The organism is Fontibacillus phaseoli (assembly GCF_003337355.1).
Taxonomy (GTDB): Bacteria; Bacillota; Bacilli; order Paenibacillales; family Paenibacillaceae; genus Fontibacillus; species Fontibacillus phaseoli.
Genome location: NZ_QPJW01000005.1, coordinates 90,837 through 103,635, shown reverse-complemented (window position 1 = coordinate 103,635; position 12,799 = coordinate 90,837). Strand labels below are relative to the sequence as shown.

Sequence of the window (12,799 nt, the reverse complement as noted above, 5' to 3'; positions counted from 1 at the left end):
ATTAAATTAAGTTTTTATAGTAATTATAGTATTGAGTGATTCCTTCTACATCATTGTGATAATTATTATTATCAGTGCTTATATTAGTTTTATAAAATTCTTCCCGTATACAGAAATGATAAGCCTGGTCTAACAATTCCCGGAAGTTAGAACTGAATTTTTTATAAAACACATTTATTGAAAGTGAAGTTAATAGTAGTGTCTTTCCACAAAGCCGGAGGTACATCTCCCTGTATAACTCAGCATCATGATTACATATTTCTAAAGCGTTAAAAGTTGAAACAAAATCTTCGTGTTGTTTTAGTCGGCCTTCTACTGAAGCATAGTAGGGCATAATCACCTCGCTATTGGTTTCTACTTCCTCGCATTCAGTTTTTTCAGCTTTACCTTCCGTTATCAAAATGAAAGATGTACTTTGTACCTTTCCATATTGACATAATAGTAATTCCCAGAACATATGAGGGTAATAGAAGCATACGGTATTATCAAGGTTTTTCTTGATGTATTCAAGCCCATTATATTTATTGAGAAGCCCTCTGTTAAAAATAATCCCTGACATGTAATTAGATGATAACATAAATTCTAAAAGGGCATCTCTTCCAGGTGATGCACTTAAATTTGACAGCTTATAATTTGAATTAGTTGAAGTTTTTAAAATGGATAAGCCGCTATCTGAAGGTGTTAATAGATTCATGATGGAGGGTAAAACACTTAAGTTTACCAAGTCTTCATCGCTCACCAATAAAATGAATTTACCACTTGCCATTTCGCATATCTTACAGCAATTAATGGCAAATCCCATGTTCTCCTTGAAGGCATAATATTTTATTCTCGTATCCTTAATATCCTCAATTGCATTATAGTACTCTGTTGTTTCATTTTGTGTTCCATTATTAGATATAATGAATTCTATCTCTTCGTCGTAATAAAGTTTTAGTAAATGAAGTATATTTTCGTAGGCCCTATTTCCTCTGTTGTAACTAGGAATACAGATGCTGAGTAATACACGGTCTCCGGTTCTATTTTCTTTCCGGTGGGTCCGATTGTTATGAATTTCATTAATCATTTCTGTGGGTTTTTCACTGTTATCTATAAGATTAATAATATTTCTTGGTAGGTATTCACTAGAGTTTATGAAATAATCTTGAAGTGCAGCTAAACTATCAAAAAATAACACGTTGGATATAGTGAAATTATTCAATAAAGCACCTTGCAAACATGATAGGAATTTCTCCATGTTTTTCATTAAAATATAAGTTTTTTTATTGGCTGTTTTTATAGCGTTTGTATATGTCAAAACACTATGCCAATTCCAATCCTCTAGTAACAAATAATCCGAAAAAACATCTAAGGTTGGAATAGAACGGGAATGAATTTTTTGGTACTTAAATAATGTAATTTTCTCTTGTATTAGCTTTTGTTTCTTATCATAAATATAGTATTCATTAAATGTTCCGGTAGGAAGTAGCCAGTAAGGCAATTCCTGAAAAGATAAAGGAGTCATGGTGTCAATATAATTGTTTGAGACCAGAAAATTCACATTGGTTTCATAATTGGCTTTGAATTCATTTAAGTTTGGATTGATAAATGCTTCCCAAAGTAATTTATCTATTTCCTCTCTTGAATAATCCAGATTTTGCGCTTTAATAAGCATTTCAAAAAAGTATTGGAATTCAGCGACAGCAAACAGAAAATAAGCAAAAGAAATGTAGACCTTAACTTTCATATCTTGATCGGCTTCTTTATATTCATTACTTTCTATTTTTGTCACAAGGTCAATATATATTTGATAAACTTCATCGGCGGATCCATTATTTAACAGTTCATTTATGGATATTAATTCGTGTTCGATCAGCTGATTTGTCCTTACTATTTTCTCTTTCATTAAGGTATTCATCACCTTTTTTTGTATTTAGAATACAATATATTGATGTTATTATCTAGGATGAGTTTAAAGATTTGCGGATTATTAATATTCCTAATGATATAATAAATGCTTTTATCGATTTCATTACTGTTTCACTCCCTTCCTTCAGGGGTAATAATAAATGTGATTCTTATACTCACCGCTGCTTACTAACTCCCCACCATTCTCATTCGACAAGAATTTACATTATTTTTACAGGAAAGCCTAATCTTTGGTAATTGACATTGGTGAACTTGGGGTGGTATAGTCAGAAATGTGGGCTTGGTCACAGGGTCACACTCTTATTTGATAATGAAGGGAATGTTAGTGCATGCAAGGTAAAGTTAAATGGTTTAACGCAGAGAAAGGTTATGGCTTCATCGAAACTGAAGAGGGCGGCGACGTTTTCGTACACTTCTCCGCAATCCAAACGGAAGGCTTCAAAACTTTGGAAGAAGGACAATCCGTCGAGTTCGAAATCGTTGAAGGCGCTCGTGGACCGCAAGCCGCTAACGTAATCAAATTATAATCATCCCGGCACAGCCGCGACCTACATAGAACGGTACGATGGTTAACAATTGGAGATTCGCTAGCAACAGACCCTGGAACCCCAGGGTCTTTTTTTAATGCCTAGATAATCCAAATATTGTAAAGTTAGAGGAAATATATTACTATTATCATATGATTTGGATTTTGATAGTGTTTGTGCAAATGGACTTGAAGTTGTAGTCATTTTATCAATGAGAGGGGAAGATGATTGATGAAGAGGGCAAACCGCAAGTTAGCTTTTGTTTTAATGCTGCTAATTATGGTGATCGGGTTGTTTGGATCTGCGGTATCTGCAGATGATGCGTACACAGGATCAGTTATTCCGGAGAACACGCTTAAGGAATTTGGTTCATCGAGTTTACAGGCGCTTAAAGCTCAAGCTTTAGAAAGCCAGCAGCAGGACATTACGACATTCGACCAATTCGAGGTTGAACAAAAGAAAGGAATTGCAGTAGAACAGCCTTTTGTTACTCAAGCGGTTTATGAAACGCCCGACTCCATTCTGAATGTTACTGACTCCCTTCAAGTGAACGATTCAGAGGATATGATTTTCTTTAACGTGAATTCGGACCGAAGTATGATTTTGAAGCTGCTTTCAACAAATGCAGATTACTTGGCCCAGTTATATATAGTCGACTGGAGCACTGGACAAGCTTATCCTACAAGCGTAGGAGCTTACGCCCAGACACAAATTGCTCTAAAAAATTTACCTGCTGGCGACTATATGCTTCGGATCTACTCTGAGGGAAGCGTCGGTGAGGCGTATAATCTTAGTATGAATGCAGCAAATCCGTCAAATTATAATATACTCGTTTACTACTCAGATACTTTAAATGTGGTTCTGGCCTCTTACCCGAACGGTGATCTTTACTCCAACGGTAAATTTATCTATAACTCGCAAAGCGGAAGTGCATATTCCAACCTGGACTGGACGAGAGAATATTATTTTTCTTGGGGAAGCGGCTATAGATCCCGTACTCATAAAGTTTATAATCCGATAATCACAGGGGTTTCCGTTCCGGTAAGTTATTCTTCATCTTACGCTAGTTCCAATAAAGCCCTTTTACTTTATGTAGGGGAAAACACGGGTTTTATGCATCATGAAGCCTATTATCAATCCGGACCGGATCACATTTACGAAAGCAGTTTTTATGATACGCTCGGTAAAAGAACGCCAAGATCTCTGGATTCGGAAGACATGAATTGGGACCATATACTGGTGTATGATCTGAACACGAACAAAACGATCGATTTTTATAGCGTATTGAATTATTACTATGCTGCCGGAATTGAACCTGCTCCAACGGCAACTCCGCTTTGATTTGCAATTGAGCGAATTCTGGAATATAGATGAGACCCCGAAGCTCCGGGGTCTTTTTTGTTCTAAATTTCGCCCTTTACCTCCCCTTTACAATTTTTACTTTAGGCTTACACCTGTGTTATAATGAAGGTGCAAAGCAAAGGAGGAGTGCCCAATGAATTATAGTATTCGTGGACAGCAAATTGAAGTGACTGAGGCCTTGAGAGAATACGTAAACAAGAAGCTCAGCCGGCTTGACAAGTACTTTGATGCACCCCTTACCTCAGATGGTTACGTCACCTTGAGTGTCGTACGAGGCTTGCACGTGGTGGAGGTTACGATCCCTCTTACCGGCGTTGTGCTTCGCGCTGAGGATCGCAGCGACGATATGTATGCATCGATCGATGCGGTCGTGGACAAGCTGGAACGTCAGATCCGCAAGCACAAGACCAAGATCAACCGCAAGTTCCGTCAGGAAGGCAGCTTGAAAACACTGTTCGTCGAAAACACGGCCGGCAATGGAAATGTTGCCACGATGGATGAAATCGACACCGACGAGGATTTGGAACTGGTTCGCACCAAGCGGTTTAATTTTAAACCGATGGACGTGGAAGAAGCGATTTTGCAAATGAACATGGTTGGCCATAATTTCTTCGTTTTCTCCAACATCGATACACAGGAAATTAACGTAGTTTACAAACGGAATGACGGGAAATACGGGCTGATCGAGAAAGAATAGGAAACTATATGAGGATTCAAAAGCCAGGTTTTCAAAACCGAGAAGCTTGGATAAAGCTAGTGACTGAGTAGCGGAGCGTAGGCAGACCTACGTGAGCAACGGAAGGCCCGTCTGAATTCAAGATTCGATATCGATTGAGCTTCCTGTGCTGACCTCGTGATCAAAGGATGACTTTTTGAATAACTTAAAACGTATCCAATCATGAATATTGTTTGAATGAGAGTGGTAATTCTTGCAATTGAAGTAAAAGGAACGAGCCTTTATCCGTGCGCGGATAGGGCTCTTTATTCGTATAGATGGGGTTTTGACAGGGCCCCGGCCGTGACGCCGTGTGTTGCGGCATGCCTTACAAACTGTTACAATTTAGGCAAATCATCTGTTTATGCGTGAAAGGGGTAAACCATGCTGGGATTAATGAAGAAGATTTTTGGCGACACGAACGAACGTGATGTCAAACGTCTTATGAAGACGGTAGATTATATTAATACATTGGAACCACAATTTGAAGCACTTTCGGATGAGCAACTACAAGCGAAAACCGCCGAGTTCCGGGAACGGATCGAAAAGGGCGAGGCGCTGGACGAGCTTCTTCCGGATGCTTTTGCGACTGTAAGAGAAGCTTCCAAGAGAACGCTGGGCATGCGTCATTTTGACGTACAGCTCGTCGGAGGGATGGCCTTGCACGAAGGCCGGATCGCCGAAATGAAAACCGGTGAAGGTAAAACCCTGGTCGGGACCCTGCCGGTTTATTTGAATGCGCTTCTGGGCAAAGGCGTTCACGTCGTGACCGTCAATGATTACTTGGCACAGCGCGACAGCCAGCAAATGGGACAAATTTATAACTTCCTCGGAATGACCGTCGGGGTCAACCTGAATGGTATGGAACACCATGAGAAGCAGGCCGCTTACGCTTGCGATGTTACTTATGGAACCAACAATGAATTCGGTTTTGACTACCTCCGTGATAACATGGTGCTGTACAAGGAGCAAATGGTACAACGCCCGCTCTACTTCTGTATTATTGACGAAGTGGATTCCATCCTCATCGACGAAGCTCGTACCCCGCTGATCATTTCCGGACAAGCTCAGAAATCGACCGAGCTGTATTATGCAGCAGACCGGTTTGTGAAGCGTCTGGTTCCTGAAGAAGATTATACGGTTGATATTAAGGTTAAAGCAGTCTCCCTTACCGAAAAAGGGGTGGCAAAAGCCGAGAAAGCATTTGGCATCGAGAACCTCTACGATCAAAGCCACATTACTCTGAATCACCATGTGGTTCAGGGGCTCAAGGCGAACGTGATTATGCGCCGCGACGTGGATTACGTGGTAACTGAAGATGAGGTATTGATCGTCGATGAGTTTACGGGCCGGATTATGCAAGGCCGCCGTTACAGCGACGGTTTGCACCAAGCGATCGAAGCGAAGGAAGGCATCGAGGTTCAAAACGAATCCATGACGCTTGCAACGATTACGTTCCAGAACTATTTCCGGATGTACCGGAAACTGGGCGGAATGACCGGTACGGCCAAGACCGAGGAAGAAGAATTCAAGAAAATTTACGGCCTCGAAGTGCTGCAGGTGCCGACCAACCGGCCGAACCAGCGCCAAGATTTGCCGGATGTTGTATATAAGAGCGAAGAAGGCAAATTCAAAGCCGTGGTGGACGAAATCGTCAACCGCCATAAGCTGAACCAACCGGTGCTGGTCGGTACGATATCGATCGAAAACTCCGAACTGGTATCGGAAATGCTGAAGCGAAAAGGCGTCCAGCATAAGGTCCTTAACGCGAAGTACCATGCTGAAGAGGCCGAGATTATTTCCCGTGCGGGCGAACCGGGTTCCGTAACGATCGCTACCAACATGGCGGGTCGCGGTACGGATATTTTGCTGGGAGACGGCGTATCCGGAATTGGCGGTTTGCACATCATCGGTACGGAGCGGCATGAATCCCGCCGGATCGATAACCAGCTGCGTGGCCGTGCCGGACGTCAGGGCGACCCCGGGTCGACCCAGTTCTATCTGTCTTTGGGCGATGAACTGATGAAGCGCTTCGGTGCCGACAACGTCCTGAATATGATGGACCGTTTGGGCTTCGAAGAAGATCAGCCGATCGAAAGCAAAATGATCACGCGTGCGATTGAATCCGCGCAAAAACGGGTGGAAGGCAATAACTTCGACGTCCGGAAAGTCGTCCTTCAATATGACGATGTCATGAACCAACAACGGGAAATTATTTATAAACAGCGCCGCGAACTGCTGGAATCGGAAAATATCAAGCAAATCATTGTGGATATGATCAAGCCGGTCATTGAACGTGTGGTCCAAGTGCATACCAGTGACGACATTCCTGAAAACTGGGAACTTCAGGAAGTCGCAGACTATGTTAATAGCAAGCTTTTGGATGAAGGCGTAATTACGAAAGACGACTTGTGGGGTAAAGAGCCGAACGAGATGGTCGATCATATTTTTGACCGCGTCATGGTAAAATATGATGCACGCGAAGCTTCGCTCGGCGAAGAAATGGTCCGTGAGTTTGAAAAGGTAATCGCCCTCCGCTCGGTTGACAGCAAATGGATGGATCATATCGACGCAATGGACCAATTGCGCCAAGGGATTCATCTTCGGGCTTATGGCGGTACGGATCCGTTGCGTGAATATCAGTTCGAAGGCTACGAGATGTTCAATCAGATGATTGCCAGCATTCAGGAAGAAGTAGCCATGTATATCATGAAAGCCCAAGTGGAAAGCAACCAGGAACGTCAGGCTGTCGTGGACGAGGACAAAATCTCCACCAGCGGCGAACCGGCTGAGAAGCGTCCCGTGAAACGCGGGGAGGAAATCGGGCGCAATGATCTTTGCCCTTGCGGCAGCGGCAAGAAATACAAGCACTGCCATGGACAGAACGCATAAGGGAGCTAGTTCCGTTCAGCTCTGATGAAAAGCGGGGGGCCGTCCGTGTCGGATGGCGTCCCCGTTTCTGTGTGCATACTATTTATATTAGAAAGGTGGTATTACAGCATGATCGATCCGAGCGTTAAACAGGACATGCGCGAAATTGCCAAAAAATTATCCAACCTTAGGGGGTCTCTTTGACTTAGACCTTAAGCAGGAAATGATTGCAAACTATGAGGAAAAGATGGCGGCTCCGGATTTTTGGGATGATAACGACAAGGCGCAAAGCTTAATCTCAGAGCTCAATGCTGTTAAGTCTTCGGTGGATCAGTATAACATCTTACAGCAGGAGTATGACGATGCTGAAATGATGGCGGAGTTGGCCGAAGAAGAGGGCGACGAATCACTGGCGGCGGAAATCGGGACGTCGGTGGCCTCGCTGGTGAAAAAGCTCGAGGATTTTGAACTGCAGCTGCTACTAAACCAGCCGTACGACAAGATGAACGCCATTCTTGAGCTGCATCCGGGCGCAGGCGGCACCGAGTCACAGGACTGGGGCCAAATGCTGCTGCGAATGTACACGCGCTGGGCGGAGAAGCGCGGTTTCAAAGTCGAGACGCTCGACTATCTGCCGGGTGACGAAGCAGGCATTAAGAGCGTAACCTTGCTGATAAAAGGTTACAACGCCTATGGCTATCTCAAGGCGGAAAAAGGCGTCCATCGTCTCGTCCGCATTTCGCCGTTCGACTCTTCCGGCCGCCGGCATACCTCCTTCGTTTCTTGCGACGTCGTGCCGGAAATTACGGATGACGTGGAAGTGGATATCCGTACGGAGGATCTCAAGATCGATACGTACCGGGCGAGCGGTGCGGGCGGGCAGCACATCAATACGACGGATTCGGCCGTGCGGATCACGCACTTGCCGACGGGCGTCGTGGTGACGTGCCAGAACGAACGCTCGCAGATCAAGAACCGGGAGCAAGCGATGACGATGCTCCGTTCCAAGCTGTACGAGCGTAAGCTCGAGGAGCAGCGGAAGGAGCTCGATGAGATCCGCGGCGAGCAATCCGATATCGCCTGGGGCAGCCAGATCCGTTCCTACGTCTTCCATCCGTACAGCATGGTCAAAGACCATCGTACTTCAGTGGAGACAGGCAACGTTGGCGCCGTCATGGACGGCGATCTCGATGCATTCATCGACGGATATTTGCGCAGCCAGATCCAGAGCGAAGTGCAATAAAGCAATAACGCTGCATGCGGTGATTTGCATGTTGGCTTTAACAGGATAGAACCGATTCCTACACCGCGGAAGTCCGGATAGGAAGGTGCGCTCGCTTTCCGATGAAGCGGTTCGCTCCTTCCCATGCCGGGCTCACTGACAGGGTGTAGGAATTTTTTTGAATCAGTGAGGAGGGGCAGCGGTGCCGCCAAAAACCCGCAAACGCAGATTAAACGAATATATTCCAATTACCGGTCCAGCCCGGCATACTATGGACACGCTGATGATTATCGTTGGGTCCTTCATTACAGCGCTGGCTTTTAACTTATTTTTAGTGCCAAACCATATCGCCTCCGGCGGCGTGTCCGGCCTTTCCGTCATCGCGCAGTCCCTGTTCCGTATAGAGCCGGCATACACCCAGTGGGCTTTGAACATCCCGCTGTTTGTGGCAGGATTTTTGCTGCTTGGGCGGGACTATGCGATCCGTTCCCTGCTCGGAACGGTGGTTCTTCCGTTATTTGTTTTTCTTAGCAAGGATTTTCCCGTACCGACTACAGATCCGCTGCTGGCTTCCCTGTACGGCGGGATCGGTGTCGGTCTGGGACTGGGCATCGTGTTCCGGGGCAGAGGCTCTACAGGCGGACTTTCCACCCTGGCCCAAATCATCCAAAAGTATAGCGGGCTCAGCCTTTCCGTTTGCGTAGTGCTCATGGACGGCATGGTCATCGCGCTTGCCGGTTTTATCCTTTCTCCGGAAAAAGCGTTGTACGCGCTGATCGGTCTCTATATAACCGGCAAATTCATCGATTCGATTGAGCTTGGCTTCAACTATACGAAGGTCGCTTATATCATCGCGGATAATACCGAGGCGATTTCCAAGGCGGTCCTGTCCGAACTCGACCGGGGCCTGACCAAGCTGAATGCCCAGGGCGGCTATACGGGAGACAATCGTACGGTACTGATGGTTGTCGTCGGACAGAGTGAGGTAACCCGGCTCAAAACGCTCGTACAGACTTTGGAACCGTCGGCGTTTGTCATTATAACGAACGCCCATGAAGTATTAGGCGAAGGATTTAAGCGGACCTGAGGGTACTAGCATATCTATGGGTACAAGTGTATCCGACGGATTGAACTGATCGGTGGCATCAACCTCATTAACTGCATTAACGGTAATAACCGCACCACCCGCACCACCCGCACTAACCGGACCAACAACATAAAGTAATTTATCGAGGGCTGTTCTTGCTAGTCATTTTGGAGTGACTGTGGGAACGGCCCTTTTGTACTTTCCAAAAAGACAAAGACCCACAAAATGTCCACCTAAAAGTGGACACAAGGAAGATAATGCTCATAATAAGGAAATATCAATATATAGATCAAAGTATAAAAAAATGTGCTATATATATGGAATGCGTGGACAGGGGAGTACTTCTCTTTTTCAGAAAAGTGTCCACTATTTGAAAGACAAAACCTCAATTTCTCCACCGTACGAGGACAATGCCTCGAAGCCGGATGATTCATCCGCTTTTGACTTTTAAATTTTCCATTGAAGGCGCACGCAGCCAGGGAAAAGCTTCCAACGGAGGCTAACCATTTGATCGAATGGAAAAGTAGGCACATATAATTTAAATGGGCATACAATCAAAAAGACTGACATAGTATGAAAATTATTCGTTGTATATATATTAATATGAATGTATAATAATACGTACTTACTATTGGAATGTATGGAGTGCAATTATAGAGCCTTGAGGGGAGAAAGAGAGGGAAGTCGGTGAGTGGAGAAAAAGTAAAAGTCGCTATTGTCGGTTCCACCGGATATGGAGGGGTGGAGCTGATTCGTTTTTTATTGGGGCATCCGGAGGTGGAGATTGTTTCCGTCATTTCGTCGTCCAGTGCGGGCGCGCCGATTACGGAAGGGTTTCCGCATCTGAGCGAAATCGTTCTGCAAAACCTGGAAGGCGTCGATCCTAAGGCGATTGCGGAAAAAGCGGATGTCGTGTTTACGGCTACGCCATCCGGTATCAGCGGCAAGCTGGTACCCGAACTGCTGGTGGTTGGACTTAAGGTCATCGACCTCTCTGGAGATTTTCGGCTCAGGGACGGATCGGTCTATGAAGCTTGGTATAAGCATGAAGCTCCGGATGCAGAGCTTTTGGAAAAGGCGGTTTACGGGTTGGCCGAAATTAATGGAGATGCCGCAAAAGGAGCGGACTTCATTTCGAATCCCGGCTGTTATCCGACCGCAACGCTCCTTGGTCTGATTCCGGTGCTAAGCGCAGGATGGATCGATCCCAAAACCATTATTATTGACGCCAAATCGGGCGTTTCCGGGGCAGGGCGGGGCACAAGCCTGATGACCCACTACGGGGAAATAAATGAAAATTTGAAAGTATATAAAGTCAACAAACATCAGCATATTCCGGAAGTCGAACAGTGCCTTTCGCTAATTACGGGGGAGCCCGTAACCGTCACGTTTACGACGCATCTCACACCGATGACAAGGGGAATCATGAGCACGATGTATGCCGGATTAAACGGGATCCATACGGAAGAGGACCTGGTGGAATTATATCGGCAATACTATGAGGGGAGGCCGTTCGTTCGCATCCGCGAAGCCGGGAAATGGCCGGCGACGAAAGAAGTATTCGGATCGAACTATTGCGATATCGGTTTTGCCGTTGACAGCCGGACCGGGAGACTGACGATCATTTCCGTCATTGACAACGTAGTAAAAGGAGCCGCCGGGCAGGCGATCCAAAATTTGAATTTGATGATGGGCTGGGACGAAACAACCGGGCTCCGATTAAGTCCGGTTTATCCATAATAAATCGCTTTAGAGAAATCATGAGCTTTTGAAATTAGGAGACTTGCTTGTTGAAATGAAAGGAGAAGGTCATGGGAGTGGTTAGTTTGTTTAGCGTGGCGCCGGAGGGCTCCATTACTTCGCCGAAGGGATTTCAAGCAGGAGGACTGCACTGCGGTTTGAAAAAAACGAATCGCAACGATCTCGGCGCGATCGTGTGCGAGGTGCCTGCGGTGGCGGCGGCCGTTTACACGACGAACGTGTTCCAGGCAGCTCCGCTTAAAGTGACGCGCGAGAGCATCGCGTCGAGCGGACGGAAGCTGCGGGCGATCGTCGTCAACAGCGGCAACGCCAACGCCTGTACCGGGCAGCAGGGTGAAGCCGATGCTTACGCCATGCGGGCCGCGGCGGCGAAAGCCTTCGGGCTCGGTGAGCACGAAGTTGCCGTCGCCTCCACCGGCGTCATCGGCGAACTGCTGCCGATGGACCGCGTTGCCGGCGGGATCGCCGGGCTGCCGGCGGTGTTGGCGGAAGGTAACGACGGGGCGGAGCAGTTCTGCCAGGCGATCCTGACGACCGACCTTGTGAAGAAAGAGGTCTGCGTCCGGCTCGCGGTGGACGGCCGCGAAGTATTGATTGCCGGCGCCGCCAAGGGCTCCGGCATGATTCATCCGAACATGGCGACGATGCTCGCTTTTATGACGACGGATGCGGCCGTGGAGCCACAGGCTCTGCAGCAGTTGCTCGGCGCCACGACCGACGTGACCTTTAACATGATCACGGTCGACGGCGATACGAGTACAAACGACATGCTGGTCGCGATGGCTAGCGGCCTCGCGGAGAACCGGCCGTTGGCGCCGGGCCATCCCGACTGGGAGGCCTTCGCGGCCGCGTTCCGGCACGTGTGTGAGAACCTCGCGCAGGCGATTGCCCGCGACGGCGAAGGCGCCACGCGCCTGGTTGAGGTGACGGTGGAAGGCGCCGTCACCGATGAATCGGCCCGCGCGATCGCCAAGACGGTGATCGGCTCCAGCCTGGTGAAGTCGGCCGTTTTCGGGGCCGACGCCAACTGGGGCCGCATCATCGCGGCGGTCGGCCGCGCCGGGGAGCCGGTGAACCCGGAAACCGTCGATATCTCCCTTGGCGATATCGTAGTCCTGACCGGGTCCCGGCCGATTCCTTTCGACGAGGAAGAAGCCCTCGTCTACCTGCAGGGCGACACGGTAGCCATCCATGTCGCCCTGCATAACGGCAAGGGAAGCGCGACGGCCTGGGGCTGTGATTTAACCTACGATTACGTAAGAATTAATGCGGCGTACCGCACTTGATATATTTTTTTTGGTGATGATTGATTCATGGCGTTAAGCACACATATTTGATAGGCGAGA

General features: G+C 47.1%; 9 protein-coding genes. 8 read left to right on the top strand and 1 reads right to left on the bottom strand.

The window, feature by feature from the left end; all coding sequences use genetic code 11:
* Position 1 precedes the first annotated feature (1 nt).
* The gene (locus tag DFP94_RS14620) at positions 2-1,885 is read right to left on the bottom strand and encodes a glycosyltransferase (RefSeq protein WP_181873161.1); all 1,884 of its coding nucleotides are present in this window, start codon (positions 1,883-1,885) and stop codon (positions 2-4) included.
* Positions 1,886-2,237: 352 nt separating this feature from the next.
* Here DFP94_RS14620 and DFP94_RS14615 point away from each other — a divergent pair, with 352 nt between their 5' ends.
* From DFP94_RS14615 to argJ, 8 genes are all read left to right on the top strand, one after another.
* Positions 2,238-2,435 carry a cold-shock protein gene (locus DFP94_RS14615; RefSeq protein WP_114497214.1) on the top strand — a complete coding sequence of 66 codons (198 nt, stop codon included), beginning with the start codon at positions 2,238-2,240 and terminating at the stop codon, positions 2,433-2,435.
* A 231-nt stretch (positions 2,436-2,666) separates the two neighbouring features.
* Positions 2,667-3,776, top strand: a complete 1,110-nt coding sequence (locus tag DFP94_RS14610; protein WP_114497213.1) for a hypothetical protein — start codon at positions 2,667-2,669, stop codon at positions 3,774-3,776.
* Positions 3,777-3,930: 154 nt separating this feature from the next.
* The gene (hpf, locus tag DFP94_RS14605; RefSeq protein ID WP_114497212.1) at positions 3,931-4,494 is read left to right on the top strand and encodes a ribosome hibernation-promoting factor, HPF/YfiA family; all 564 of its coding nucleotides are present in this window, start codon (positions 3,931-3,933) and stop codon (positions 4,492-4,494) included.
* A 402-nt stretch (positions 4,495-4,896) separates the two neighbouring features.
* Positions 4,897-7,404 carry a preprotein translocase subunit SecA gene (secA, locus tag DFP94_RS14600; RefSeq protein ID WP_114497211.1) on the top strand — a complete coding sequence of 836 codons (2,508 nt, stop codon included), beginning with the start codon at positions 4,897-4,899 and terminating at the stop codon, positions 7,402-7,404.
* A gap of 108 nt (positions 7,405-7,512) precedes the next feature.
* Positions 7,513-8,626, top strand: a protein-coding gene (gene prfB, locus DFP94_RS14595) for a peptide chain release factor 2 (protein WP_114497210.1) whose coding sequence is annotated in 2 segments (ribosomal slippage) — positions 7,513-7,584 and positions 7,586-8,626 — 1,113 coding nt in all. Because the reading frame shifts where the segments join, the coding sequence is not laid out codon by codon here.
* A gap of 181 nt (positions 8,627-8,807) precedes the next feature.
* The gene (locus DFP94_RS14590; RefSeq protein ID WP_245954840.1) at positions 8,808-9,692 is read left to right on the top strand and encodes a YitT family protein; all 885 of its coding nucleotides are present in this window, start codon (positions 8,808-8,810) and stop codon (positions 9,690-9,692) included.
* Positions 9,693-10,379: 687 nt separating this feature from the next.
* Positions 10,380-11,432: an N-acetyl-gamma-glutamyl-phosphate reductase gene (argC, locus tag DFP94_RS14585; RefSeq protein ID WP_114497209.1), complete on the top strand. Its 1,053-nt coding sequence runs from the start codon at positions 10,380-10,382 to the stop codon at positions 11,430-11,432.
* A gap of 71 nt (positions 11,433-11,503) precedes the next feature.
* Complete coding sequence (argJ, locus tag DFP94_RS14580) at positions 11,504-12,739, top strand: bifunctional glutamate N-acetyltransferase/amino-acid acetyltransferase ArgJ (RefSeq protein ID WP_114497208.1); 1,236 nt, start codon at positions 11,504-11,506, stop codon at positions 12,737-12,739.
* Positions 12,740-12,799: the final 60 nt, after the last annotated feature.

Bases quoted from the DNA above. Each gene is read 5' to 3' on its own strand.
- DFP94_RS14620 (WP_181873161.1), bottom strand. From the start codon at position 1,885: ATGAAAGAGAAAATAGTAAGGACAAATCAGCTGATCGAACACGAATTA.
- DFP94_RS14615 (WP_114497214.1), top strand. From the start codon at position 2,238: ATGCAAGGTAAAGTTAAATGGTTTAACGCAGAGAAAGGTTATGGCTTC.
- DFP94_RS14610 (WP_114497213.1), top strand. From the start codon at position 2,667: ATGAAGAGGGCAAACCGCAAGTTAGCTTTTGTTTTAATGCTGCTAATT.
- hpf (WP_114497212.1), top strand. From the start codon at position 3,931: ATGAATTATAGTATTCGTGGACAGCAAATTGAAGTGACTGAGGCCTTG.
- secA (WP_114497211.1), top strand. From the start codon at position 4,897: ATGCTGGGATTAATGAAGAAGATTTTTGGCGACACGAACGAACGTGAT.
- argJ (WP_114497208.1), top strand. From the start codon at position 11,504: ATGGGAGTGGTTAGTTTGTTTAGCGTGGCGCCGGAGGGCTCCATTACT.